General features: G+C 45.2%; 19 protein-coding genes and 1 CRISPR repeat array (1 of these 20 only partly in view). Of the genes, 6 read left to right on the top strand and 13 right to left on the bottom strand.

The genetic code is table 11. The features are described from left to right. A CRISPR array of direct repeats spans positions 1–2,727; the repeat unit is 37 nt; unit sequence GTTTCAATCCACGCCCGATCAGATGACCGGGCGAATC (it extends 7,088 nt beyond the left edge of the window). Positions 2,728–2,905: 178 nt separating this feature from the next. From cas2 to cas3, 7 genes are read right to left on the bottom strand one after another with little or no spacing between them, the layout of a single operon-like run. Beyond that, positions 2,906–3,196, bottom strand: a complete 291-nt coding sequence (cas2, locus tag H8K55_RS19840; RefSeq protein ID WP_186943810.1) for a CRISPR-associated endonuclease Cas2 — start codon at positions 3,194–3,196, stop codon at positions 2,906–2,908. 5 nt (positions 3,197–3,201) lie between these two features. Continuing rightward, on the bottom strand, positions 3,202–4,236 hold the full coding sequence (gene cas1c, locus H8K55_RS19835; RefSeq protein ID WP_186943809.1) for a type I-C CRISPR-associated endonuclease Cas1c: 1,035 nt from the start codon (positions 4,234–4,236) through the stop codon (positions 3,202–3,204). Then, positions 4,236–4,865 carry a CRISPR-associated protein Cas4 gene (cas4, locus tag H8K55_RS19830; protein ID WP_186943808.1) on the bottom strand — a complete coding sequence of 210 codons (630 nt, stop codon included), beginning with the start codon at positions 4,863–4,865 and terminating at the stop codon, positions 4,236–4,238. Before cas4 ends, cas1c begins: the two co-directional genes overlap by 1 nt. Positions 4,866–4,894: 29 nt before the next feature. Next, positions 4,895–5,779 carry a type I-C CRISPR-associated protein Cas7/Csd2 gene (gene cas7c, locus H8K55_RS19825; protein WP_186943807.1) on the bottom strand — a complete coding sequence of 295 codons (885 nt, stop codon included), beginning with the start codon at positions 5,777–5,779 and terminating at the stop codon, positions 4,895–4,897. Continuing rightward, complete coding sequence (gene cas8c / locus H8K55_RS19820) at positions 5,776–7,521, bottom strand: type I-C CRISPR-associated protein Cas8c/Csd1 (protein WP_186943806.1); 1,746 nt, start codon at positions 7,519–7,521, stop codon at positions 5,776–5,778. Before cas8c ends, cas7c begins: the two co-directional genes overlap by 4 nt. Beyond that, complete coding sequence (cas5c, locus tag H8K55_RS19815; RefSeq protein ID WP_456243344.1) at positions 7,518–8,198, bottom strand: type I-C CRISPR-associated protein Cas5c; 681 nt, start codon at positions 8,196–8,198, stop codon at positions 7,518–7,520. The genes cas8c and cas5c overlap by 4 nt, the downstream gene beginning before the upstream one ends. Next, positions 8,195–10,462 carry a CRISPR-associated helicase Cas3' gene (cas3, locus tag H8K55_RS19810; protein ID WP_186943804.1) on the bottom strand — a complete coding sequence of 756 codons (2,268 nt, stop codon included), beginning with the start codon at positions 10,460–10,462 and terminating at the stop codon, positions 8,195–8,197. The genes cas5c and cas3 overlap by 4 nt, the downstream gene beginning before the upstream one ends. A 150-nt stretch (positions 10,463–10,612) precedes the next feature. On the opposite strand from cas3, the gene H8K55_RS19805 reads away from it, so the two are divergent. After that, positions 10,613–11,497 carry a WYL domain-containing protein gene (locus tag H8K55_RS19805; protein WP_186943803.1) on the top strand — a complete coding sequence of 295 codons (885 nt, stop codon included), beginning with the start codon at positions 10,613–10,615 and terminating at the stop codon, positions 11,495–11,497. Positions 11,498–11,524: 27 nt separating this feature from the next. Here H8K55_RS19805 and H8K55_RS19800 read toward each other — a convergent pair whose 3' ends face one another. The 3 genes from H8K55_RS19800 to H8K55_RS19790 all read right to left on the bottom strand — a co-directional run bounded on the left by H8K55_RS19800 (position 11,525) and on the right by H8K55_RS19790 (position 14,665). Then, a complete protein-coding gene (locus H8K55_RS19800; protein WP_186943802.1) occupies positions 11,525–12,883 on the bottom strand; it encodes a HipA domain-containing protein in 1,359 nt (452 codons plus the stop codon). Beyond that, complete coding sequence (locus tag H8K55_RS19795; protein ID WP_329605073.1) at positions 12,880–13,221, bottom strand: helix-turn-helix domain-containing protein; 342 nt, start codon at positions 13,219–13,221, stop codon at positions 12,880–12,882. The genes H8K55_RS19800 and H8K55_RS19795 overlap by 4 nt, the downstream gene beginning before the upstream one ends. A 532-nt stretch (positions 13,222–13,753) precedes the next feature. Continuing rightward, on the bottom strand, positions 13,754–14,665 hold the full coding sequence (locus tag H8K55_RS19790) for a peptidylprolyl isomerase (RefSeq protein WP_186943801.1): 912 nt from the start codon (positions 14,663–14,665) through the stop codon (positions 13,754–13,756). A 244-nt stretch (positions 14,666–14,909) separates the two neighbouring features. Here H8K55_RS19790 and H8K55_RS19785 point away from each other — a divergent pair, with 244 nt between their 5' ends. Then, positions 14,910–15,392: a hypothetical protein gene (locus H8K55_RS19785; protein ID WP_186943800.1), complete on the top strand. Its 483-nt coding sequence runs from the start codon at positions 14,910–14,912 to the stop codon at positions 15,390–15,392. A 101-nt stretch (positions 15,393–15,493) separates the two neighbouring features. Further along, positions 15,494–17,614 (top strand): methyl-accepting chemotaxis protein, encoded by a 2,121-nt coding sequence (locus H8K55_RS22230; protein ID WP_186943799.1) that lies wholly within the window; start codon positions 15,494–15,496, stop codon positions 17,612–17,614. A gap of 213 nt (positions 17,615–17,827) precedes the next feature. Here the strand turns inward: H8K55_RS22230 and H8K55_RS22225 are convergent, their stop codons facing one another. Further along, a complete protein-coding gene (locus H8K55_RS22225) occupies positions 17,828–18,286 on the bottom strand; it encodes a prepilin-type N-terminal cleavage/methylation domain-containing protein (protein ID WP_186943798.1) in 459 nt (152 codons plus the stop codon). Positions 18,287–18,690: 404 nt separating this feature from the next. Between H8K55_RS22225 and H8K55_RS19770 the strand changes: the two genes are divergently transcribed. Continuing rightward, on the top strand, positions 18,691–19,653 hold the full coding sequence (locus H8K55_RS19770) for a cupin-like domain-containing protein (protein ID WP_230408733.1): 963 nt from the start codon (positions 18,691–18,693) through the stop codon (positions 19,651–19,653). A gap of 2 nt (positions 19,654–19,655) precedes the next feature. Here H8K55_RS19770 and H8K55_RS19765 read toward each other — a convergent pair whose 3' ends face one another. Both H8K55_RS19765 and H8K55_RS19760 read right to left on the bottom strand, forming a co-directional pair. Then, positions 19,656–20,405, bottom strand: coding sequence for a hypothetical protein (locus H8K55_RS19765; protein ID WP_186943797.1), 750 nt, complete (start codon positions 20,403–20,405; stop codon positions 19,656–19,658). 107 nt (positions 20,406–20,512) lie between these two features. Next, on the bottom strand, positions 20,513–22,879 hold the full coding sequence (locus H8K55_RS19760) for a GspE/PulE family protein (protein WP_230408732.1): 2,367 nt from the start codon (positions 22,877–22,879) through the stop codon (positions 20,513–20,515). A gap of 547 nt (positions 22,880–23,426) precedes the next feature. Between H8K55_RS19760 and H8K55_RS19755 the strand changes: the two genes are divergently transcribed. Then, a complete protein-coding gene (locus H8K55_RS19755) occupies positions 23,427–23,636 on the top strand; it encodes a cold-shock protein (RefSeq protein ID WP_186943796.1) in 210 nt (69 codons plus the stop codon). A gap of 828 nt (positions 23,637–24,464) precedes the next feature. Further along, positions 24,465–25,742: a Xaa-Pro dipeptidase gene (locus H8K55_RS19750; RefSeq protein WP_186943795.1), complete on the top strand. Its 1,278-nt coding sequence runs from the start codon at positions 24,465–24,467 to the stop codon at positions 25,740–25,742. The last annotated feature ends 439 nt before the right edge of the window (positions 25,743–26,181 follow it).

Raw genomic sequence — 26,181 nt, 5'->3', positions numbered from 1 at the left:
GATGACCGGGCGAATCCAAATGCTCACCGTTTTCACCAGCACCATTCACCTGTTTCAATCCACGCCCGATCAGATGACCGGGCGAATCGGCTGGATAATCCTTGGTTCCCTGATGTATTAGAGTTTCAATCCACGCCCGATCAGATGACCGGGCGAATCCATTCGCGTAGCTGCTCGTAATGAATGTTACGTGTTTCAATCCACGCCCGATCAGATGACCGGGCGAATCGCACAAGAGCGATCTTTTTACGCTCAGAACTTAATGTTTCAATCCACGCCCGATCAGATGACCGGGCGAATCGAATATATTCAATACTCATAATTATGGTCAGCAAGTTTCAATCCACGCCCGATCAGATGACCGGGCGAATCTCAGATAGCGGGACAGCTTGAGATTAACAAAATTGTTTCAATCCACGCCCGATCAGATGACCGGGCGAATCTCGCCGCTTGGTTTTGGTCCGCGATGTATTGTAAGTTTCAATCCACGCCCGATCAGATGACCGGGCGAATCTTTATCCCAAATCCCTCAACTTGGGCAAAATCTGTTTCAATCCACGCCCGATCAGATGACCGGGCGAATCTAAAGTGTCGCAGCCGACCGTCCATAGGATTTTGTTTCAATCCACGCCCGATCAGATGACCGGGCGAATCTTTCACTGTTCTGGTCATGCCTGTGTTCAATCCAGTTTCAATCCACGCCCGATCAGATGACCGGGCGAATCTGCCTGTACTAGCGGCAAATAGTCTTTTGCGCTTGTTTCAATCCACGCCCGATCAGATGACCGGGCGAATCTATGCGTTTAGATTTGATTGCTCGTACATTTGCAGTTTCAATCCACGCCCGATCAGATGACCGGGCGAATCCATGAAGTGCCGCCAGCTTGTCGAAGATACGTTTGTTTCAATCCACGCCCGATCAGATGACCGGGCGAATCAGGTGAGCGTGATTCAGCCACTCTGGCGATTCGTGTTTCAATCCACGCCCGATCAGATGACCGGGCGAATCCTGATGCGTTGCGGCGTGACACCCAGTTTCTTAGTTTCAATCCACGCCCGATCAGATGACCGGGCGAATCAGCCTGCTGAGTTGCGATCAGATCTGGTTAACGTGGTTTCAATCCACGCCCGATCAGATGACCGGGCGAATCGCGAATAGCAGCCACCACCAACGCGCACAGCTGGCGTTTCAATCCACGCCCGATCAGATGACCGGGCGAATCCCCGAGGGCAAATTGTTTGCGAGGGTTGGATCATGTTTCAATCCACGCCCGATCAGATGACCGGGCGAATCATTTCCTCTTGCGGGAGGCGCTCACAAATCAAGCTGTTTCAATCCACGCCCGATCAGATGACCGGGCGAATCCTGATTACGCGAATGCGTGAAGCTACCGCTGCAGGGTTTCAATCCACGCCCGATCAGATGACCGGGCGAATCCATCAACAGATAATGCACCAGTCACAATATCATAACTGTTTCAATCCACGCCCGATCAGATGACCGGGCGAATCGTCTTCGCGTTTGTAGTTCTGCGGTATTAATGCAGTTTCAATCCACGCCCGATCAGATGACCGGGCGAATCCGCCTGGCTTTAGTTCGCCTGCTAAGCTCATGGCGTTTCAATCCACGCCCGATCAGATGACCGGGCGAATCGCGCCGATACCATAGGATCAACCACATCGGAGACTTGTTTCAATCCACGCCCGATCAGATGACCGGGCGAATCTAGCGTCACCAGTTGCTGCCAATTCGATTGTGCTGTTTCAATCCACGCCCGATCAGATGACCGGGCGAATCTTTATACACCGCACAGCCTGACATATTGAACGATGTTTCAATCCACGCCCGATCAGATGACCGGGCGAATCTTGAATACCTTCATGCTTTGCTGCATCATAACGGGTTTCAATCCACGCCCGATCAGATGACCGGGCGAATCCTCTCATCGTTGATGCAATGAGCGACCACCGCTTGTTTCAATCCACGCCCGATCAGATGACCGGGCGAATCTTTGATCTTTGACGAATGCTTGAGGACTAACCGAGTTTCAATCCACGCCCGATCAGATGACCGGGCGAATCTCTCTGCACGCTGATCACTGAATGCGTAATTTTCAGTTTCAATCCACGCCCGATCAGATGACCGGGCGAATCCTGACACTTATGCGATCAGATTACGTTAAAACTGGTTTCAATCCACGCCCGATCAGATGACCGGGCGAATCAACAAGTAAAGCTTTTCCGTTTCGCTTCCAAATTGTTTCAATCCACGCCCGATCAGATGACCGGGCGAATCACTATGGCCAATGGGCAATCGTCAATCCAGACATGTTTCAATCCACGCCCGATCAGATGACCGGGCGAATCTGATGATGACGCACCAACCACTTTCAACTTGCGAAGTTTCAATCCACGCCCGATCAGATGACCGGGCGAATCTCTCTCATCGTTGATGCAATGAGCGACCACCGCTTGTTTCAATCCACGCCCGATCAGATGACCGGGCGAATCAATAAAATTCGATGTCAGTATAGCCAAAGTATTTCAGTTTCAATCCACGCCCGATCAGATGACCGGGCGAATCTCTCTGCACGCTGATCACTGAATGCGTAATTTTCAGTTTCAATCCACGCCCGATCAGATGACCGGGCGAATCTTCATGGGCGACATCTGACAAACATATTTATCGTGTTTCAATCCACGCCCGATCAGATGACCGGGCGAATCCTCGCGCTAATAACATTTTGTTTTTGCACAAAGAAATTGAGGTTCTGCGCGAACCCCGAAAAAAGTATATCGCAAATGGAAGGTAGTTGGTGGGAAGGAGGAAATATCTTCATGCAAATCAATGAATTAAGCGTTGCGCGAACTGAATGCATGAGTAGTCTTTGATCGTGGTTCGCGCTTATACAAGTAAGGGTGCATCAAAGTCAATGGACCGAAAACATCCATGTTGTTTGATACGTAAATCTACAGGTTCTGTGAGCCGATAGAAGCGTAAATTATCCTTGGTTTTGTCGATTTCTGCTAACAGTTCGCGCTCTAATTCTTCAAATTGTATCTCATTGATATTACATTCGAAAACCGAATTTTGTACTCGTTGCCCTATTCGTTCACAAATTTTGGCGACACGACGTAATCGCTTGCGACCCGCTGCAGTGTCAGTTGATACATCGTAAGTAGCGATGATTAGCATAAAATCTATTTCGATAAAAAAGGTAAATAGCAGTCCATTTCGCCTCGAATGGTTCTTGCCATAAAGCGTGCCTGCGTGAACGGTAATAAACCTATTGGTATTTTTTGTTCTGTTAATGGATGCGTGACTTCCTCCTGTTTTTTCTCTTGCCATGCGGTGATGACGGTTCGTCGTCCTTTATCATTAAGCACTACTGCTCCACCTTCACGTTCATCAAAATCGGATTTGCTGATTTGATTGCGATTAATCAGTGTTAATGCTAGGCGGTCACATATGATAGAACGAAATTCTTCTTGTAGATCCAAAGCTAGTGAAGCACGGCCAGGTCTTACAACATGTAAAAAACCAAGTTGCGGATCGAGCCCAACAGCTTCACACGCGGATCGACAATCGTTCATCAACATCGCATATAGAAATGAAATAAGCGCATTAAATTTATCCAATGGTGGACGGCGTGTTCTGCCATTAAGCGCAAACTGTTCACGGTATTGTGGTTTCACAATTTGATTAAGACCACCAAAATAACCACGAGCCGCTTCACCTTCTACGCCTCGCAATTCATCCAAGGTTTTAACGACGGCTGCAGCACGCAAAGAAGCGGCGAGATTATTAACAATACGGGTTAATGATTCTGCCTCTTCTGGAGAGCTTGCTTCTCGCGCACCGCGTTGAATATTGGTGCGACTATTTCTTAATTTTCCAGCGACAATACTACGAGCACATTCCAGTGTGAATGACTCATCATTAGCGCAGCGATGTTGCGCCTGCCGTAGCAAAATATTTCCAGAAACAGGGCCTTCCATACGCGCCTGAAAACGTCCAAATTGATCCAACAGCACCAGCGATTTTCCATCTTTTGCCAGCGTATGGATGAGTGCAGGTGAAACCATCACATTACCAAAACAAACCAAACCATTTAAGTGATGAAGCGGTACTTGCAGTTTCTTTTCACGCTCTACATCAATGCGTACAGTCGTATTTTCAATATGGGCGTAGGCATTAGGTGTCATTACATATAGCGTATTTTGGATGGTATGCACTAGTCCTCCACAAAGAAAAGTGTTTGCTTGTGTTGCTGTTGTTTGGCTCGCAAAGCGATTGCTTCTGGCTGACAAATCTCTTTCAATGAACATTCTTTGCAGCGACTATCATTGATGGGCGGTGGTAGCTTGGCATCATGCAACATACTTCGTATAGATACTGTCGTGCTAGCGACCAGTTGACGTAGAGAAGGCGTGATTTCAACTTCGCGTCGCCTGTGACTACTAGCATGAAATATTGCACCAAAAGGAACAGGGTGTTTAAACATCGCTTCCAAACAAATAGCTTGTGCTGCCAGTTGAATATCATCATGTAGCTTTTGCCGTTTTGCCCCATGTTTAAACTCCACAGGAAAAATATCGCCGTTAGGATGAAATTCCACTAAATCTGCTTTACCGATCAAACCTAATTCATCATGCCAAATAGCGAGAGCCCGCTCTACACGAACCCCCGCTTTGATTTCATAACCCGGCGTATCGACCAAGCGATGCACCGCTTGGCCGCGTGCGGTATGAATATTCTCTGCAAACGCCTGCTCAAGATGAATCAGCCCGCACTGTCTTGGACAATACATCCAATGTTGGAGGGCTGAGATGGCGATAGCGTCGTCTGTCAAATTTTGTGACATAAAATTGATCTAAAAGCTTGATTCAACAATCAAGCAACTTTATTCAATAGCGTAACGCCAGACGGCAAATTTTGATCATTTACAGTGACGTTGTAGTCTTGAAAACTTCGAGCAACTTCAACGCCATCTTTACGTTGAACTTTAATGCGATCAAACAGACTGTGTGCAGGCGCATTACCCAACTCTGAATCATGCTTAAACACATACAAACCACGAGTGTTCATCTCACCACGTGCGGCGGAACGATCATGTTCAAACATTTGTGCTAGTGCTTGCCACAAGAGCTCAAGATCGTCCTCTGAAAAACCAGTCTGTTTTGCCAAAAAGCTAGAGATAAAACCATGCACCACATACAAGCCATAAGGAACGGTATGTTTACGCCCCATCGTGCGGTTATCGCCACCCTGCTTTTCAGCTTCTGCTTCAGTTGCAACTGCCATACGGGTGATGGAATGTTCTTGAGAAATAATAGGGTCTACAGATCTTGCAAATGTGAATTGAACAGGGCCTCGCACTTGCCCGCAGTTAACACCTAACGCCATTACAGCACCGAACGTTCGAACATCATAAAAATTGCGACACATCCAAGCTCTTGCTTCATCGACCGCGTTACCACCTTTACGTTTTTTATCATCGCCATTAAGAAGCTCTTCTTTGCCGATACCGATATAGGCACGTTTATGTTGATTATTCAGAATCGCTTTTTCTTTCACATAAATTTCATAAGGCGGTTGTTCTGCTTTGGCGATTCCAACAAAGTTTCTGACCTTCCGTTTTAAGCAAACATCAGTCACTAAACCATGACCGGTTTCAGCATCCAAGCGTGGCAAGTTGCCAGCATCAGGATCGCCATTAGGGTTGCCATCTTTCACTTCAAAAAGTAATGCAAAATCATAGCGGTTAGTTAGACTCATTGTGTTACCTCTTCTGTAGATGATTGTGGTTTAGTGAAAAATGTTTGACGTTGATGGTAATAGCCAAGCGCAAATCGGCCTTGTTCTTGCAAAGTGAGAATGCGTGGAAAATCACTTAGATCACTCATGATTTCGGCAATCAACTTTTCCAATTGAACGGCGCGACCTTTATGGAGTTTTCCTAAGTGATGATTTTTTAGTCGTAACAAGGTCGTAAAGACGGCAACTGGCGTACTAGAAGCAGCACTGTAGTAACGATCTCGAATGGTGGCATTGATGCCGGGATTTGCTTCTTCTTGAATTTTTTCAAGCGTTGCAAATAGACGACCTAAAAGATAAGCCGGATTGTGATTGGTAGTATCTAACATAACGTGAAATTCCTTCTCCTTTTGACTTGAGTTGAGATTGTTACGACGGATGATGCGGTTGATGGATGCTTTGATTACCGCAATGCGGGCATAGCTTGGATGCTGTTCTGCCTTACTACGCTGTATGGCTAAATTGAGGAACCCCGCAGGATATGGCGTTCCGTTCAAGATAGAACGCATCACTTCGCCACCTAAATTGGGTGGAATATTGTCTGCTTTACCCTGAATAGCTAGAGCCGTTAGTAAGCGAAAGAGTGAGAGATATTCTGGGTCGTGAGGCGCTCTGACAATTTCTAAATCAGTGAAATGCTGTGCTACACGTTTTGATACATCAAACGCCGTCACTTTTTCCCAAAAGCGAATCGCGATTCGTGCAGCGTTCGGAGACAATCCCAATACATAAAATTCAGTTTCAGCACCACCACGCGAAAAGCGACCTGTTTGCGCGGCTTGCATCACCATTTTTATTGCATTTGTGCTTCTGTCAGGGTCATCCTTTGAGGGCTCACCGAACAAATCCATAAAAGAATTTTCCAGTTCATGCTCTTGAGCTGCCCAGAATACGGTCGAAGTATCACCTACTTGAGCACGTTGTCGAGAACCTCGTCCTAAGAGGCTATTTAGTGCAGTTGTATAAGCAAAAACGGCGGCCTTTCCAACTGGCGAATTTGCCCCCTGATCTTTACCAAATGAACTGAATGCAGGTAAATTGAAAGAAACAATATTCGCCCCTGCGGTTTGTGCTCCCCACACACCTTTTATTGAGGAATGTAGGCGCTCAATTTCTGCAGGGGTGCCACTTACAAGACATATCCCATTTGCATCTTCAACCTCGCTACTTTGTGCCGTTGCTGCAATAATCGCTGGACGCTGACAAATTAATTCAACGTCACCATGTAAACGAAAAGTGAAGTTCGGATTGGTATCTATGATCTCATTCCATGAAGGATGTAACTCTAGATTACTTAGATCAAGTTTCTCGAAAAACTCTTTTACCGCGACAATCCCAAGATCATTAGAGGTATCAATTGGAAGCGATGAAATTTTCTCTCTAAACGCTTTATGTTGCTCAGCCACCCGATCTAGTTTTCCTTTACATACAATGCCCAATACGTATTCGGCATTATCCCAAAGTAAATTAGTTGCAATACCCGAAGTTTTCTTTACGCCTTGCGGTATCAAAAATTTTTGAGCGATTTTCTTTTTTCCCTCAATAACGCGAGTATCCACCAATGTGACAAAATTTCCGCTCTTATCTATCTCAATCACAAATGGGATTTCTTTTTCTTCTAGACCATAAGCAGGCAATCTATCTTTCGGATCAGGGCTTAATTGCTTGCGGTCATAATACTGAGTTAGCGCTTGCAATATCATGCTCGCACCTCTTCACTGTTCCAAAGCGGAATTTCAACAATTCCATTTTTCAACTGCGCGCGAAAAAATCGTGGTGTAGGGTCGTTTGGATTTGAGAAATCTAAGTCATGCAACATAAAACCTAACTCACGTGATTCCGCAATCGGTGGAGGTTCATCTTGGGTATTGTCAATGAGACGAAAGTATCCAGCAAACTCGCGGCAACCTAGATAAGGTTGATTAACACATTGCCCTTTGCTGGCACGCCGTTCAAACATTTCATAGTATTTATTGGCATTGGAGCCTGACTCTTTTGCGGCAAGAAACTCCAAGTCTGCATGAACACGGTAAGCAACATCACGCAAAAACAATCCCGCCCGTTGTTGTCTCTCTTCTTCTATATTCAATCCTAATATGCTGTCATTCCCTTTCATCGCAGATTTCACATTACTGGTTGAAATGACAGCCCCAACCTCATTGCGACGCAAGTTAATCCAGTTGATAGGCTTTAGCACTTCGACCTTTCGAACATGCCAACGAATCGCTGGCTTCCACAATATCGCTTCAAAACAAGCGCGTGCCGCCGATGGGGTAATGACGTCATAACTAACCCGTTCCACCTTCATCTCCGGTCTGGTAAAGCATGCGTAGTTTCCAGTCAATTCAAGACAAAATCTTTTCAAGATATTTCCTTTCAAGCGATGAGTGCGGGTGTAGTTGGTAAAAGGCCTTCGGTGACCAAGCCTAATTGATCGTGGTACAGCAGGTCACTTACTTGCCCGTAAAGACCTGGAAATAGTTCTTCAATATCGCCTTGTGCGAATAGTCGTTCTGCGTCTTTTTTTGAAATGCTGACCGTGTAGCGTTGAAGCTTGCGCATGATCCAACGGTCGGGACCATCTTTTTTCAATGTATTAATCCATTTTTCAATGTCTGAGCTCTCACCGTCATTTTGGTCAGTTTTATCGTAGTAGCGAACAATGACGGCAGCAGTATTTTCGTCGGCAATTAATTTAAATTTTTCTGCTGCCGTTCTAAAATTGACCGCCAATGTTTTACCGTCAACTTCCAATAGCTTATTGATTCTATTCGCATCCAGATCGCAGGCGTAATAAAGTTTTTCAAAATAACTGGCAAAGCGTGAACGAGCAAGTGGGGGCTCCGATTGATCATATAAAATACTTCGACATGCATCTTCTGCTTTGCGCAATAGACCAACAGGTGACGGCTGAGGTGCTACAAAAACGATGACTTTTCCTTTATCGAGTTTGCCTTCTCGGTTGCAACGACCAGCAGCCTGTGCGATGGAATCTAATCCTGCGATAGCGCGATAAACAACTGGAAAATCGACATCAACACCAGCTTCCACCAATTGCGTACTAATGACACGTGTTGCTATGCCATTTCTCAATTGTTCTTTTATTTGTTGTATTACATTTGATCGGTGCTGACCACACATGAGTGCCGATAAATGTAGGGTCTCTGGCGGCATCCTTTCCCAAAGTTCTCGCGCGTCTTTTCTTTTACTAACAATGGCTAAAACCGATTGATGTTGTGCGATCTCTTGCGATAGTTCATCAAACGATCTCCCTTGATTCCAATCTTTAGGGAGTTCTACATCAACACGATTTAAAGCTTCGTATAAATAATCTGGATCAGAAATAATTTCGCGTACATTATTGAGTCCACGAATATTATTTTGTGCATCGAAATAATTCTTGGTTGAAAAAGCCGGTTGTGTGGCAGTGGAAAGGACAACTGTGACGCCGTAATGCTCCGTCAGTAAATTAAGAACATCTAAAATTGGCTGTAGAAACTCTGGCGGCAGAAGTTGTGCTTCATCCAAAACAACGACCGAGTTCACAATGTTGTGTAATTTACGGCAACGAGAAGTCTTAGCCGCGAATAAGGATTCAAAAAACTGTACGTTAGTCGTGACAATAATCGGTGCATCCCAATTCTCTGTGGCGAGATGGCTTTTAGCGTTGTCTTTATTGGGGTCAGCTTCTGCATTGCTATGGTGTTCAACAACTGCATCACCAAAGATTGAACGAAAAATATCGACGGTTTGTTCAATGATGCTGGTGTAGGGAATAACATAAATAATCCGACGTTTTTCATGATGTCTTGCATGGGTTAACGCAAAAGCTAAACTCGATAAGGTCTTTCCACCGCCTGTCGGCACAGTTAATGAGAAAAGCCCAGGTATATCAACCGCCTTAGTTTTGCAGTCATTAAGAACACTTGCTCTGATTTTATTAACATTAGTTGGCAGAGCTTGACTCGTTTTCTCATCAATGAAGGAAGTAAATTGTTCATGAAGGGTTTGGATAGTTGGCCAATTATGGCGTTCCAGTGCTTTTTCTTCGTCCATATAGGCTTCAGTATCCAAACGATCTGCATCAATGAGACATGAGAAAAGCATTCTCACCCACAAGGCGAACCCATTTTTGCCACCGGGGATTTGTCTTAAATCCGGTTTAATCGCATCAACTGCCAATATCTCTGCCGGCGGTTGTGCTGTTTTTGCTTCTTCGTATTCAGAAAGGCCATCTGATTGACCTAGACGATAACTAAGATTTGAATTCTCCGAGTCCCAATCATAGAGACCTGCATGATGCCCTGCGATAAGATATGCAAGAACGCGCCCTTCCATTCCAAATAAATTACAGGCATGGATTGCTCCAGCGGTTGAATGCGGCGCTTTACCAGTATCGTCGGTAATATGCGCATTCTCTTCAAACCCACTAACCTTGCGAATGTAGTGTTGGAAACGGGGGCGATATTTTCCCAAGTCATGCCATAGTCCACTGAGATATGCCCATTCACCACTATTAAAAGTCGAAGCGAACTGCTGCGTCAATTTTGCGACTTCTAACAAATGCTCTTCTAATAAATGTGGCTCTCTCCAGTTACCTGCTGGGTCTTTTGCAGCATGAGCGATTGGTGTTAGTTGTGGCATCTTCGGAATCCGTTGTTAGTCATTTTCAATAGCTGATGTAAATCATTTCTTGGATTGGATAATAAGGGTATATTGCACACTCACCTATACTGATTACAAACACATGACCACTTTTCAAGCACATCTTTCGAGAAGATTTAAGGAGTTCGTATGATTTCGCAGGATCGTTTACCGGATTGCTTACCTTTCAGTTGGGATTTGTTGATGCGCTATCGTTTGATTGAAATTGTGGCGCAGTGGGAGGGACGTTTGACGACCAATCATTTGACGAATAGTTTTAAGATTGGCAGACAGCAGGCGAGTAAGGATATTCATTTTTATATGTCGTCGATTGCACCTGATAATCTGATCTACGATAAGTCGCTTAAGGGCTATACACCGTCAGCAAATTTTGTGCCTGTATTAACGACAGGTATCGCTGATGAATATTTGCATATCCTTAGCCGCAACAAAGATATCGCGCATACTTTTACTGGATTGGATTTAGGATTTGCGCATACCGAAATTTTGCAGGTGCCGTTACGGCAGATTGATCCTTTGATTTTGCGTACCTTGGTACAGGCTGCGCGGGGGCATAGACGTGTTGAGTTAAGCTACATATCCATGACCTCAGGTACAGAAGAAGGCAGAATTCTTGTGCCGCATACTTTGGTCTGCACGCCGTTGCGTTGGCATGTGCGGGCGTATTGTGAAAAGCACCGTGAATATCGCGATTTTGTATTGAGTCGTTTTCGGGGAGTGCCAGAGCTACTGGAGGAAAGTAACTTTACTGCTGCTGACGATGTACCTTGGAATACGGAGGTGACGATACAAATCACTCCGGATAGTCGTTTGAATGAAACTCAACAAGATATTCTTGCGCATGATTTTGGGATGACGGACCGCTGTTTACATGTCAACACACGAGCACCTTTGGTTAGTTACGTGTTACAGGCATTTAATCTTGATGCGGATAAATTGGATGCCGATCCGCTGGCACAGCAGATCGTGATCGCCAATCGGCAGGAAGTTTTGCCGCATTTGTTTAAGAAATAAACGGCGAACTAAAAAATAAGTTAAGTTTTAAAGAAAATCGGAATCTATCTTCAAAGCTTCTTTAGTGTAAATTTTGAGGAGTTCAGATTGTTGAATCACAAACGCACTTAGCTTGCGGATAAACGCTTTCTCTTCTTCTGCAAATTCGTCATCCGATGCCACTGCTTCGGCGTGTTTTATCGCACTATTCGCCACTTTAACTGCCTCTCTATGCAACAGCGTACGCGGAATAGAACAGCGTTGCGCAAAATCGGCAAATGCAAATCCCTTGGCCTCGTCTAATTCAAACACATCACCAAATGCCATCGCCAACTCATGCGAAATTTCGGGGTATTGCACCACGCTGATTAGGTCGTACCAAGGTGCTGGCACTAAGCCATCCCTTTCGACAAAGAACGAAAAGTTCTTCCCATGCGCATCACAATTCCCAATCAGAAATTGAAACAGCGCCCATCGCAATAAGCTGAGTTTGGCCGATGCTTTATTGATCGTTTGATCGACGCAAGCAAACAGTTTTTCAAAACTCATTCCGTCTCGAATATGTAGCACTTGTTCGTTACTTCCTAAATTTCTCTCATACTTAAAACTGACAGGCAGATCCGATGCCTGACATGCGTCAACCATATGCAAGCGATTCACCGCTAGCCCCGTTGACGTCTCAATTAACTCGCGATCAAACCGTTTGACCAATAATATCGGGCGAGGTACACGAAGGATACCGACCTCTGCCACAGGGAATCCCATTCTTTTTGCCAGCGTCATGCAGTAGTACTCGTTCGCCACCAAATGTGGCATATTTCTCCCCATTGGTTCGGGCTTCAAAATGTGCGTCGATGCCAATGGCGGTGCGGCCAAAAATAGTCGAGATATGCCATTGTCTTGATGAAGCAAGACGGTCAGTTTATCTTGGTAACCTGCGATAGACATTCTGACTTTTTTGTCCCACACAACAAATGGAATTTGATCTCGTTGGCACAAACGATTCTCAAGTTCTTCGATAGTAATTTCACGCTTCGGCTTATCTGACTTATCTTGCTTCTCTGCTGTTAAAGCAGGGCTATCGATACAGAATCGAAATGCTCCCGCCGTTTCCACGCCGAGTTGTTGAATAAGAGCGAATACATTATTTTTGGTGACGCCATACGTTGATGCGGAAATATCGAGGGCACGCCCCTCTGGCAACAAATTTTCGACAAAGCGTTTAATCGTGCCTGAGGTATCAATATTATTTACCGAAAACAGTGGCAAAGTCGGAGAAAGTGGAAAAGCATTTGGCGACGTGACCCAGTTGGCATCGTACTCCAAGGACCAAAGGTCTTGCTTCGCTTGATAAGCAATGGTCGCTACTTTTTGATCTAGTGCGAACAGGTAAAGAAAATGTTTCATGAACTAGCCTCTTGTTCACTCAAAGCATGAACTTCTTGAGCGATGGCATTCGCTCTCAAAATCGTACTGACTAAGTCAGACTTTTTCGAGGCAACAATCATACAAAGCCCCATCGCATCAAGTACTTGCAATAGCTTGTCTAATCGCACCGCACCTTTGCCATTTTCGAGTCGAGAAAAAAGATCAACTGAGACATCGGTCAATGCTGCGGCGTCATCAATACGTAATTTTTGTTGACGTCGTTTTGATCGCACCAACTGCCCGACATCTAGCATCTCGTTGATCATTTTGACCGAGGAGTTTTCAGTATCCAAGGCTAAGGGGTGAAGAGTTTTCACAACGACCTCCATTTCGGAATTTAAGAAATTTTAACTAAGAGAAGCTCAAAATATAAAAATTTCTGATATTCCGAATATCTTACATCAAATTGAGTAAAAACTAATTAATTTCTTAAATTCCGAAATAATATGTTTGTGCCATAAAAAATCCCAATCTTCTTAGTCTGGGTTTGGAATCACAATTGAAGTAAGGACTTACGCAAAATTGCGCTAGCTAGACGTGCCGCCGAAGACAGTACAATTGCTTGGCCTGCCCCAGCGAAGACAGGGGACAAGGCAACAGCAACGACGCTAGCGTCTGTTTTGCCTAAGTCCTCAAGTAGAAAACAATGCTGAATTTACAAACAAAACTAGGCTAACCTAGAGATCAAAAAAAGTCAGTAGCGAAAAATACTCCGTTTTTGTACTGCCTGAAGGGATTCATACTTACCTACATCGAAATAACAATGATGAGATTTCAATTTGATCACCGACATTGGGCATAAAAAAACCGCCACGAAGGCGGTTTTTTTGTGCGGTAAAAATTACCGAATTACTTGCTAGCTGCTGGTGCTGCTGCGGCTGGTGCAGATGCTGGTGCGACTGCCATAGCTGATGCAGAAGCAGATGCTGCTTTTTCGCCGACGATTTCAATCTTCGCTTTTTCTTTCAAACCATCCAAGAATTTTTTCAGGTTTTGTTGTTGAATTTGTTGTGTCAAACGTGGTTTTACTTGGTCTAAACTTGGTGCTTCTTTTGCACGGCTGTCGTCCAAAATAATTACGTGGTAACCGTATTGTGATTTGACTGGCTCTTCAGTGAATTTGCCTTTTTCCAGTTTCGCTACTGCGTTACCGAATTCTGGCACCATACCGCGTGGATCAAACCAACCCAATTCACCGCCCTTGTCTTTCGAGCCTGGATCTTTGGATTGTGCTTTCGCTAAAGCTGCGAATACTTTAACGTCTTTTTTCAATTTTGCGATGATCGCTTTTGCTTCGTCTTCTTTTTCTACCAAGATGTGGCGCGCTGAGAATTCATTGCCTGTTGTTGCGGCTTTGATTTTTTCGTATTCAGCTTTGTAATCTGCGTCAGTGACTGGCGTGTTTTTCATATAATCATCTACGAAACCTTGTGCCAATACATTGGTTTTCATCATTTCGAGTTGCTCTGCAATCTCACCCGATTTGTCCAAACCTTTTTTTGTCGCTTCTTGTGCTACCAAAGATGCCATCGCTAAATTGTCGATGATCATTTTGCGCATTTCTGGATTGTCTGGCATACCTTGAGCAGCTTGCTGCTTCATGATCATGTCTACTTGTTTTGTGCTGATAGGCTTGCCATTCACTGTGGCAGCGATCACACTGGCTGCGCCTTCTGCTGGTTTGTCTGCACTTTTTGTACAAGCTGATAAAGCTAATACTGCTACAGCACTACCGATCATGAAACGAGATTTAATCAACATCTTGGTCTTCCTTTATGATTTTCTATATTGTAATAAAGCGACGCTAGCCGCTGGTGTTTGGGATACAGCAATTATTAAAACAAAAATTTATGCTGGCGAATTTTACCTGTGATTTTGTAATTGCACTTAAAATTTGCGCATAAACTGGTGAATCACGAGGCATTTTGCGCATTTTTTAAGCACATAGTGCGCATTTATTGACGTGAAGAAAATCGCCAGCACTCAACTCATGGAGATAGACGCAATGATCGATTTTTCAGAAATGCTGCCGGTTGGCATGGTGGCGCATGGTGGACAGGTTGCACAGATCATGGCGGAGATCGCCAAACGACAGCGTGGTCTGGCGGATTGGGAGGCTTTTCACTATGAAAAAATTTCAGATTCTGCAGTCGAACTGACTGGTGGAATTGTGAGCATCACGAATGGTGCGAAGCGGTGGTTAGAACCGCATGATTGCATTACCATCTCGTTCGCTGCAGTCATCGCTGAAATGCAGCATCAAGGCTTATTAGAAACCGTACCGGAAGCCAACACCGTACCAGCTAAAATACAAGCACTCAATAATGATCGCACAATGCTAAATACTGCTAGCAACGCGCATTATCCGTATTTACATTTGAAGTTGGCACTACCTGACGATCCGCTCAGCCGTCAAAAGCTATTGCAAACCCTGCATTTGCAAGCTGATTTGATGGGAGCGACGATTATCGGTTGCAGTCTGGAATAAGCCCTTTTTCACTCCCTCGCTGTCATCGCTAGGTCACAAAATTTGCCTACATTGGGAAGCTGTTTTTATTTCCCACCGCCAACTTTATTTGCGGAGTTTGTATGCAATTTTTCTTTTCCCCGGCAATTGTGCTGATGCGGCGACTGCGTCTGCTGCCCAAATTTTTGATCGTGGCTTGTCTGTTTGCACTGCCAGCATTGATCGTTTCTGGTTTATTCGTGCATGAATTAAATAAGGCAATTAGCCTGACTAAACTAGAACAGAGCGGCCTGCAAAATCTGCGTATCGTACAAGAGTTAAGCCGCCAGACCCAGCAGCATCAAGCCTTACGACACCTTGCGTTAGCGGGCAATGCAAATGCCAAACAAGCTGCACAAGAAGTCATGCGAGAGATAGATCAAAGCTACCAGCGCTTGGTGTCACTACAACAGCCGTATTCAGAACTCACGCAGGCCGATGCATCCACTAAGCCACTCTTAGAACTCATCAACAACACGCAAAGTGGCTGGACTGCGTTGCAACAAGCGCTTGATACAAGCAACTCCTCAAGCAAGGCCAAAGAAAGCTACGCCGCACATAATGCCGTATTAGCACAATTAAAATCACTAGCCAGCAAGATCGCCGACCAAAGTAATCTCAGCCTCGATCCTCAGGTCGATACCTATTATTTAATCGCTCTGTATGCGAAATACTTACCTGAACTCAGCAGTGTCTTAGCCGATACTGCAGCACGTGGCGCGCCCTATATTGATACTGGCTTATTAGAAGCGAACGAAGATGTTTTAATCAATGCGAACGTGCTATTGAGCCAACGTGATTTACCAAAAGTACAGGCGCAACTCGACGCTATCGTAAAAGCCCATCCAGCACTGCAAAGTCTGCAGCAACAACAGCAACAAGTCATCGCCAATCATCTGGACTTTTTAGAGCGTACCAGGAACGAAATTCTCAATACCCTCAACCAAACTAGCGGCACCGACTATTTAGCTGCGGGGCAAAAAAGTATCAATGCCTGGCATGATCTCAGTGTCAGTTTGGCAGATTTAATCCATACGCAATTGGAACAACGCCTCAGCAACCATGTATGGAACCGGAATGCGATTGTGCTGGCAATCATCTTAGTCATAAGCGTTGCCGCTTATCTATTAACTGGATTTTATCTGGCCTTTGCCCGTGAACTAGGGCAACTCACGGTCGCTGTGCATAGAATCAGCGATGGCAATTTAAGCATTGCCTGCGAGGCACATGGCAAAGATGAGGTGGCGCAGCTAGTACTCGAATTCGAAAGCATGCGCCAGGTTTTGATCGGCCTGGTACAAAGAATACGCGGCAGCACCGAACAGATCGCCAGCTCATCCAAAGAAATTGCCAGTGGCAATGCAGATTTGTCTATACGCACAGAGCAACAGGCAAGTTCATTAGAAGAAACTTCGAGCTCGATGGAAGAATTAACTGGCACTGTCAAACAAAATATTCAGAGTGCACAACAAGCAAATGTCATGGCAATCGAGGCCAGCAATATCGCGGAACAAGGTGGTGAAGCGGTCGCGCAGATGAATGCCATGATGGCGGGAATTCAGCAATCTTCCAAACAAATTAATGACATCATCGCGGTGATCGATAGCATCGCCTTTCAAACCAATATTTTGGCACTCAACGCGGCGGTGGAAGCCGCCCGTGCAGGCGAACAAGGTCGTGGATTTGCCGTGGTCGCAACCGAGGTACGCAATCTGGCACAACGCTCCGCCAGTGCCGCAAAAGAAATTAAAGCTTTAATCAGCCATTCGGTAAAACAAGTCGATGCAGGCCATCAGCAAGTGCAACAAGCCGGCAACACCATGACGCACATCCTCGATGCGATTGCAGAATTAAATCGCAATATGCAGGCGATTACCGATGCCAGCGTAGAACAAGGTGATGGCATACAAATGGTGAATTCCACGATAGGTCAACTCGATCACATCACACAGCAAAATGCAGCCTTAGTCGAGCACGCTGCTGCTGCAGCAGACAATATGCATCAGCAGGCGCTGAAGTTAAGTGAAGCGGTGGCTGTCTTTGTGACCGAAGATCAAAGTAGTGCGCAACAGGCGACTGTGGAGGTACGTGAAGGGCATGCATTGCGGACTGCGCCCTTGTTTGTCCCTATGAAAACATCACGATCAAAATCACGATCAAATACAGGGGAACGCAAATTGAAAGATCGTTTTAAATTAGCGTGACTGGTTTCCATATTTAAACTGCAATTCGGAAATCAACTCGGTTTAAATCAACGGTCAGATCTGGGAATTGTTGTGCAATATCTTTGCGTAGTATTTTCATAGCATTTAGGTTAAAAATTCAATATTGAAAATTCATGCCAAAAAATCTTAAGACGTAAAAAAAGCCCCGAACCAGTCGGGGCTTTTTTTACATGCAGTGATGACTTACATCAATTAACAACCGGTAGTCGTCAAAGTGATAGTTGGTGAACCAGTTGCAGAAGCAGGCTCAGTATAAACAACAGAACAAGTCGCTGCCGCTGGCGCAGAAACTGGAGAAACTGTCAAAGTAGTACCAGTTGCTGTCAAAGTGTAATCAGATGCATTCAAACCTGCAGCCGATGCAAACGAGGTATCCGCTTTTGGATATCCAGACAAAACCGTCGTAGCAAATGTAATTGTTGTACCTTCAAATGTCACAGTAGTTGGTACTGGCGAAGTCACCAAATATTTGCCATGTGCCATCGCTGCAGTCGCGGCCAGGGAACCCTTAGCAGCGTTGATGCTGGCGATACGAGCGTCTTTACCCAAATCTGCAAATTTTGGTAAGGCAGTCGCTGCCAAAATACCTAAAATGACGATCACCACGATCAATTCGATCAAGGTAAAACCCGTTTGTTTTTGTGAATTCATTTTTTTCTCCAATCTTTGTTAATAGCTTTGCGAATCTAGCTTGGCTTTTTTGAGTCGCTTTTTAGCTTGGTATTTTGACATTTGCACTATTATTATCGTGCATTTTATATGTCGCTGATATTGTCACTTATTGCTACTGTTTTCGCATTAAAGACACCTGATTCAAGTATCACACACAGCCCCCTTAACTACAAGTAACATTTTGTGAATTCGTTGTATTCGACATTTTATACAAATTCACAACATTATCTTTGTGCAAGCGCCGCAACACTTATTTATTTATCGGTCAAAAAGGCGCAAACATTAAGTCGTACACCCTTGCATGCGCACTGGGGTATCAGTAGACTCCACCAGAATTTATACGACTGTCTTGATCTGCGACTAACACCTCTGTGACTTATCAAATGAACTCAACCATTCCCGCTATTGCCGAATTTTATGATGTCACTCATGACATGTTTCATCAACAGATTCAGCCGCTATATCGCCCAGCGATCTTGCGCGGACTGGTGCGGGATTGGCCGCTGGTTCAGCATGCACGTAGAGCATTGCCAGATTTATTGAATGATTTGGCAGCGCGCGATAGTGGTGCCGCTGTGGACGCCATCATGCTGCGTCCTGAACATCAGGGCAGGATTTTTTATGATGAGACGATGGATGGTTTCAACTTCATCAAAAATCGCGTACCGATCACTGCCGTGCTCGAACAATTAGCGCGCTATGCGCAATTTGCGACGCCGCCCTCGGTAGCAGTACAGAGTGCATTGGTCGTCGAATGTTTGCCCAGCTTACAGCAAGATCATCCCATGCCTTTATTGGAGGAAGGCACTGCGGCTCGCATCTGGCTCGGCAATCACATCGTCACGCCGACGCACATTGATGGTTCTGACAATATTGCCTGTGTGATCAGCGGACGACGCAAATTTGTACTATTCCCACCTGAGCAGATCGCCAATTTATATATAGGTCCTTTGGATTTTGCACCGACGCCCTCGCCTATCAGCATGGTGAATTTAGCTGCGCCGGACTTTGATCGCTACCCGCGCTTTCAGACTGCTTTGGAACACGCACAAACTGCCATCTTAGAACCCGGCGATGCGATCTATATTCCTAACCTGTGGTGGCATCATGTTGAGTCTTTGGATCAGATCAATATCTTGATGAATTACTGGTGGGGCGGATCGAATTTTTCGACTGAGAATAAGACTTCGCCCTACGGTTTGCTCTTGCAAGCGCTCTTAAGTTTTAAAGAATTACCACTCGCCCAACGCGCTGCCTGGGGCAGCGTGTTTCAACATTATGTGTTTAGTACAGACGACCCGGCGGCGCATATTCCGTCGCATCGCCGGGGTGTTTTACAAAGATAGCATCATGCTACGGCAGCGAACGCTGCATCTAAGCGTTTCAACAAATCTTTGTGCATAGAAAAATGATGTGACTGCCAATGTTTTTTCATTTGTTCTATCTGTTCACGTTGCTTCAATGCGGTATTTTTATCACCCTGCGTCAGCGCCCAAATCGCATGCTCGACATAGGCTTCAACACTGCCGTGATCACGGGTTGCTTTGTTAAACTCTTCACCCGCAGCTTGGTGTTGCCCTGCTAAGGCATAGGATTTCGCCAATAACAAAGCGACTTGTTCTAAGCGAAAATCAGCGTGATGCTGACGTATCTTCAGTAATAATTCGATTGCTGCATTGGCCTGTCCATTTTGTAATCTGGCACGTGCCGCACCGAGTAACATTTCTCTTTCATTGGCAAACGGACCTTGCAAGCAAGCTTCATATTGTTGTGCCGCTTGTTGCGCATCGCCCGCTTCCAAATAGGCCGCGGCCAAACGCATTTGATTTTGTGCTGAGGGTGTCAACTCGAAAGCTTGTTGCGCCTCCCGCAATTCTTTGCCCGGATCTAGGGCTTTTAGAGTTGCTGTCGTCAACTTACGTGCACCGTATTGCAAGCGACTATCTGGCAAATAAATCGCAAAGAAATACACGACACTTCCCAACAAGGGGAAAGCAAATAAAATCATCAACCAATACAACTCACGCCCATGACGTATCGCATGTACTGCAAAAAAAATCGCTACTAAAATATGTAAGCTGACACCAATATACGGCATGTTTTCCTCTGCTAATGTTCAAATAATTGGGTTTTAGATTTTCACTACACGCGTCGCAGCATTTGCACGGACGGGTATCAATTCACTTTCAAAAAGCGACACTATACCTATTTTATACACACCAGCCTGACCTGTTTCATATCAGTGATACCAGACAGCACTTTTTCCATACCGTCCATTTTTAGCGTCAACATGCCATCTTCTAATGCGGCGGTAAATAGCTGTGCCACACGTGCATGTTCTTGTATGAGTTTTTTAACGGGATCGGTGCCGACCATGAGTTCATGTAAGCCTACGCGGCCTTTATAACCGCCATTACATTTATCGCAGCCTTGCGGACGATATAAGGTTAATTGCCCTTGCGGGTTCGCATACTCTTTCATCCATTTGTTCAACACTTCGCGCTTCGCCGCCTCTACATCAGTTTGAAAAGCGGCAGTCGCCAATAACTCTGAACAATACTCATTGAGCAGCGATTGAACTTCTTCCGGCGCGGGTTGATATGCGACTTTGCAAGTACCACATAAGCGTTTCGCGAGGCGCTGCGCCAAAATCCCAAGTAAGGCATCAGCGAAGTTAAACGGATCCATGCCCATATCGAGCAGTCGAATAATCGATTCTGGCGCACTATTTGTATGCAAGGTTGCGAACACCAAGTGACCAGTTAAAGAAGCCTCCAAGCCGATAGAGACAGTTTCTTTATCACGCATTTCGCCGACCATAATGATGTCTGGATCAGCGCGTAAAAATGCTCGCATCACGGTGGCAAAATCCATCCCCGCTTTGCGATTAACCTGTACTTGGCGCAAGCCTTTTTGCGTAATTTCAACAGGATCTTCAGCTGTCCAGATTTTAGTTTCTGGGCGATTCAAATAATTCAAAACGGAATGCAGCGTCGTCGTCTTACCCGAACCAGTTGGGCCGCAAACAAAGAAGATGCCGTAAGGTTTTTCGACAACATCTTTCAAGCGCTGCAAGTTGTGTGGCAAGACCCCGAGCTTATCGAGTGGAATCGGTTCCCCCGCCGCCAAAATACGCATGACAACATCTTCCATTCCAGCCGAGGAAGGTATCGTCGCAACCCGCAATTCAATATCTAAGGGGCCATATTTTTTAAACTTAATCTTGCCATCTTGCGGTTTGCGTTTTTCAGAAATGTCGAGATCGCACATGATCTTAATCCGCGCTAACAAAGCATTTCTATAACTAGCGGGAATTTCTATGTAAGGCGATAAAGATCCATCTTTGCGAAAGCGAATCAGAGTCTTCTCTTTACCCGGACGTGGTTCTATATGAATATCCGATGCGCCTTGTTGATAGGCATCGACAATGATCTTATTGAGCAATTTAACCAGCTCGTTTTCAACTGCAGCGGAAACTTCTGTACTGCCACTTCCACTATCGTCTTCTTCACCTTCCATGCCAGACAATAGCTCACCCACGCTAGCGGATTCCCCAGTTTGTCCAAAGAATTGATCAATGGTCTGCGCAAATTCCCGTTTAGTTGTGACTCTATATTGCAATCGCGCCGTCGGAAAAATCAAATTCACAACGCGCGTCGTCTTCACCTGTTCTGGATCAACCGCGAGTATCGTCATACCGGTTTTATCTTCGGAAATCGGTAGCCACAAATTCTCTTCTACGTATTGACGCTTGAGCTTCTTCACTAATTCAACATCAATCACGCGCTCTGCTTGCCAGGTCTCATACGGTACACCAAAAAAACGAGAAAGCGCCTTGCCGATTTGCTCTTGAGTAACTTGAAATTCATCAATCAAAACATCTTCTAAATCGAGTTGTTTCTTACGTGCAGAGCTGATTGCTAATTCAAATTCCGGTACAGATAAAACGCCGTCCGACACCAATCCATTTAACTTGGAAGGAGGAATTGGTAGAGGCTTATTTTTTTGCGTGAATGCAATCGCTAAGGTTTCACATAATTCGCGCACGCCTTCCTGTGCAATCGCCGAGAATGTCTTGCCGTGACGACTATTAATAAATTGTATGGCGCCGAGTAATTCACTTTTTTCTGCATCGATAATCGGCGCAACTAACATTTCTTTAGTACGGTATCCAGTTCGTCCATCGATGGCTTTTTGAAAATGTAAATGCGGAGAAATGTCTCTTAATTCTGCTTCGTCATACACGTCATTCAGGCACAACACTTCTTTATGCAAAGCGACATAGCCGGCAATACTTTGATCAGAGATCGGCAAGCGGATATCTTTGAAAGTATTCAATCCCATCTTCACTTTTGAAATCAGATTATTTCCGTCAGGTGCGACTACATAAATCGTCAAGCGATCACAATTAAAGAGATCGCAAATATCCGTGGTCAAATCGAGCATGATTTGATCCACGGCATGAGTCGCATGTATCTTATTGGTCAGCGTTTGTAGTCGTTTAAAAAAAATCAGGCGCTGTGCTGCGCTCTCTGTTTTTCCTGTATCACTGACTGGTTTGGCCTGCATCATGTGCCTCTTTCCTGAAACAATATGGCGTCTAAATTGGTGCAAAACGGGTATATCAGCCCGCACTTGAATTGTTATTTTGCATTGCTGCATTATCACCCAATACTAGGCAATTCGATTCTATTCGACGATGAAGAAGTGACGCCTAGGGCACATCTGCAACAAATATTGAAGTATAGGAGCTAGATTGGAGGCCATCTTGGCAAGGGCCAGGCAATTTCATCAAAATCCAAAATAGGCGAAGTTAGCGCACTTTATCGCTGGATGTTTTACGCAACTGTTTTTTTCACAACGAAAAAAAGATTAGGTGAAATCACAGAAAGCATGTATATTCCGTTCCGTACTTGTATCAGGTCGTAATATTGTTGGTCCCAATTCCGCATGGCTGTTCTCTTCTAGTCGTTCTGTTTTATCTCCTTCGGTTTCATCTCTTGGTTTTAAGTGCCTAACAGGCAATATCGCCTATTGGCTACTACTTTCTGTCGCACGATTTATATTTTGTGCTCAGCGAATGTCGCCATCCATAATTAAAGAAATTAAAGGAAATAAAATGAGTAATCAAACTGGAATCGTCAAATGGTTTAACGACGCTAAGGGCTTCGGCTTCATCACACCTGATGCTGGTGGTCCTGACTTGTTCGCCCACTTTCAAGACATTCAATCTACTGGCTTCAAAAGTCTCTCGGAAAATCAACGCGTTTCTTTCGAACGCAGCGCTAGTCCAAAAGGCGACAAAGCTAGCAATATTCAGGTTTTGTAATTTACAAAATCTAAAATTGGTGTGTGATGTAAGCATGACGCACTAAAACGAATGCAGGTTCGTAGCTTCGACACAGTGCAGCTACGCTTCCTGAAATTGAATTACACCATGCAGATAGCATGGGTGATACAAACTCAGAAATGCCCACATTCAAACCGCAAATGGTCGCAGTGTCCGCACGCAGACCGCACAAACTGATTCTAACCGGCTTGACCTACTTTGCAGATAGCACTGAGGTGAGGAAAATGGTTTAGTCAGGCGTAGTGAAAATCGAGATGAGCGCAGCATGCAATTATCCTGCGCTCACTTTAGGTTAGCTTCAAGTTAGCCTCTAGTTATCTCAAGCACCACGCAAAGCTAAAATTTCGCAAAATAAGATGCCGATTTGTGTTCTTTGTGATTTGACGATTCATCGTCCTACGCAAAAGTTTGCTGCAAATAATTTATACTTTGCACTGTCATCGTGTGATCAAACGATAACAGCCGTATAATTCCAAACGTACACCACGCAGATAGCATGGGTGCCCGACCCTTAATAACACTTGGCAGATAGCCCTGGTTGTTAATGAATTATCGCAATGCATGAAGAGCCCGCCTTTGGTGGGCTTTTTGCTTTTTTGCGCTGCGATTTGCTCACCTCAATTTAATGTGAGTTTTTGTGTTTTCTTTTTTCGATTTGTATTTTGCATGTTGCAAGAAATACGCGTGCAGCTGTTGGTAAGGGGCGTCATTTTGCACAATCAAATTTGACCAGCACGATGGCAGCAAGGATACTAAGCGCCTGTTCAAAATATCCTCACGGCAATTTCTTTCCCCTTGGAGTCACAGATGAAAAAAACAATTTGCTCTACTTTAGTCGCGACCGCTTGCGCATTGTCAGTCAACGCATTTGCGACTGATGTCTTGATTACTGCCAGCAATATGTTAGATGTACGCACGGGCAAAACCATCGCCAATCCGCAAATTCTGGTGCGTGATGGTCGTATTGTGAGCGTTAAAAATGGTGGAGCACCTAACACTGATGCGAATGTGCAAAAAATTGATTTGCCTGGCATGACCTTATTACCTGGCCTTATCGACATGCATGTGCATCTTGATTCTGATCCTACCTATGGCGGCTATAACACCTTGCAGTTTGGCGATCGCTTCTGGTCTATCCTCACTGTCCCGCATGCAAGCCGCACTTTGGATGCGGGATTTACGACAGTACGCAATGTCGGTGCTGATGCTTGGAATGATGTAGGTTTGCGCCAAGCGATTGATGAAGGCAAAGTGCGCGGCCCACGTGTGGTGACAGCTGCATATTCATTTGGTGCGACCGGTGGTCATTGTGATTCCACCTTCTTTCCACCATCCATGAATCAGCAGAGCCCCTTCAATGCCGATAATCCAGAAGAAGGTCGCAAGCGCGTGCGTGAATTACGCAAATACGGCGCACAGGTCATCAAAATTTGCGCAACTGGTGGCGTGTTTTCGCACAATACTGAACCAGGTCAACAGCAAATGAGCTTGAAAGAAATGAGCGCCATTGCAGAAGAAGCGCATCAATGGGGCTTGCGTGTAGCCGCACATGCTCACGGTACGTCGGGCATTAAAGATGCGATTCGTGCTGGTATTGATACGATAGAACACGCCAGCCTGATCGACGATGAAGGTATCGCGCTAGCCAAGAAGCATGGCGCCTACTTATCAATGGATATTTATAACACCGACTATACGCAATCTGAGGGTAAGAAAAACGGTGTGCTGGAAGACAATCTACGCAAAGACCGAGAAGTTGCCGATGTACAGCGCGAAGGTTTTCGCCGTGCGAATGCGGCTGGTGTGAAAATGGTATTCGGCACCGATGCAGGCATTTATCCGCATGGAGATAACGCCAAACAATTTGCCACCATGGTGAAATATGGCATGACACCAATGCAAGCGATTCAGTCTGCCACGGTGGTGGCGGCGGAAGCGCTCGCAAGTAAAGATGTTGGAGTCATTGAAGCTGGCCGCTTTGCCGATATCATTGCGGTCGCTGGGGATCCGACTAAAGATGTGCGCGTATTAGAAAAAGTCGCGGTCGTCATCAAAGGTGGTGAAGTGGTGAAATCAAATAAGTAGGATAAATAGACAAAGCTCTTGAGTAAAGCCCGTCTGAAAGACTGGCGAAAATGGTAGGGCGGGTGCAACCCTATAGGCACTAACCAAAACAAAACTAAAACCTCTCAACACAGAGGCACAGAGACACGGAGGAGCACAGAGAAATACATAGTTTGAAGAGCGGCGTAACATTTTATTTCCTCCAGCCATTCTCTGTGTCTCTGTGTCTCTGTGTCTCTGTGCCTCTGTGGTTAATGGTTTTAGAGTTTTGGTTAGCGTCTATGGGGTGCACCCCGCGTTGCTCATAGGTCGGTCTTGAGTACGCGACGGCTAGGCGGCGCGGGTTGCACCCGCCCTTGTATTATGAATGAAGAGTCGGTATTTTCACGGACTCGATGTTTTAACAGTTTTTGATAGGCATATCAGAAACGAGCAACTGGATGCCGTACCCGCCCTTAGG

The organism is Affinundibacterium flavidum (assembly GCF_014284175.1).
GTDB lineage: Bacteria > Pseudomonadota > Gammaproteobacteria > Burkholderiales > Burkholderiaceae_D > Undibacterium > Undibacterium flavidum.
The sequence above is the reverse complement of the archived record's forward strand: the minus strand, read 5'-3'. Positions and strand labels throughout refer to the sequence as shown.

What these genes read in the sequence shown, in the direction of transcription:
- H8K55_RS19750 (WP_186943795.1), top strand. Translation starts at nt 24,465, where the DNA reads ATGAAAAAAACAATTTGCTCTACTTTAGTCGCGACCGCTTGCGCATTG.
- cas2 (WP_186943810.1), bottom strand. Translation starts at nt 3,196, where the DNA reads ATGCTAATCATCGCTACTTACGATGTATCAACTGACACTGCAGCGGGT.
- H8K55_RS19770 (WP_230408733.1), top strand. Translation starts at nt 18,691, where the DNA reads ATGAACTCAACCATTCCCGCTATTGCCGAATTTTATGATGTCACTCAT.
- H8K55_RS19755 (WP_186943796.1), top strand. Translation starts at nt 23,427, where the DNA reads ATGAGTAATCAAACTGGAATCGTCAAATGGTTTAACGACGCTAAGGGC.
- H8K55_RS22225 (WP_186943798.1), bottom strand. Translation starts at nt 18,286, where the DNA reads ATGAATTCACAAAAACAAACGGGTTTTACCTTGATCGAATTGATCGTG.
- cas4 (WP_186943808.1), bottom strand. Translation starts at nt 4,865, where the DNA reads ATGTCACAAAATTTGACAGACGACGCTATCGCCATCTCAGCCCTCCAA.
- H8K55_RS19805 (WP_186943803.1), top strand. Translation starts at nt 10,613, where the DNA reads ATGATTTCGCAGGATCGTTTACCGGATTGCTTACCTTTCAGTTGGGAT.
- H8K55_RS19785 (WP_186943800.1), top strand. Translation starts at nt 14,910, where the DNA reads ATGATCGATTTTTCAGAAATGCTGCCGGTTGGCATGGTGGCGCATGGT.
- cas3 (WP_186943804.1), bottom strand. Translation starts at nt 10,462, where the DNA reads ATGCCACAACTAACACCAATCGCTCATGCTGCAAAAGACCCAGCAGGT.
- H8K55_RS22230 (WP_186943799.1), top strand. Translation starts at nt 15,494, where the DNA reads ATGCAATTTTTCTTTTCCCCGGCAATTGTGCTGATGCGGCGACTGCGT.
- H8K55_RS19765 (WP_186943797.1), bottom strand. Translation starts at nt 20,405, where the DNA reads ATGCCGTATATTGGTGTCAGCTTACATATTTTAGTAGCGATTTTTTTT.
- cas8c (WP_186943806.1), bottom strand. Translation starts at nt 7,521, where the DNA reads ATGATATTGCAAGCGCTAACTCAGTATTATGACCGCAAGCAATTAAGC.
- H8K55_RS19790 (WP_186943801.1), bottom strand. Translation starts at nt 14,665, where the DNA reads ATGTTGATTAAATCTCGTTTCATGATCGGTAGTGCTGTAGCAGTATTA.
- H8K55_RS19760 (WP_230408732.1), bottom strand. Translation starts at nt 22,879, where the DNA reads ATGATGCAGGCCAAACCAGTCAGTGATACAGGAAAAACAGAGAGCGCA.
- cas7c (WP_186943807.1), bottom strand. Translation starts at nt 5,779, where the DNA reads ATGAGTCTAACTAACCGCTATGATTTTGCATTACTTTTTGAAGTGAAA.
- H8K55_RS19800 (WP_186943802.1), bottom strand. Translation starts at nt 12,883, where the DNA reads ATGAAACATTTTCTTTACCTGTTCGCACTAGATCAAAAAGTAGCGACC.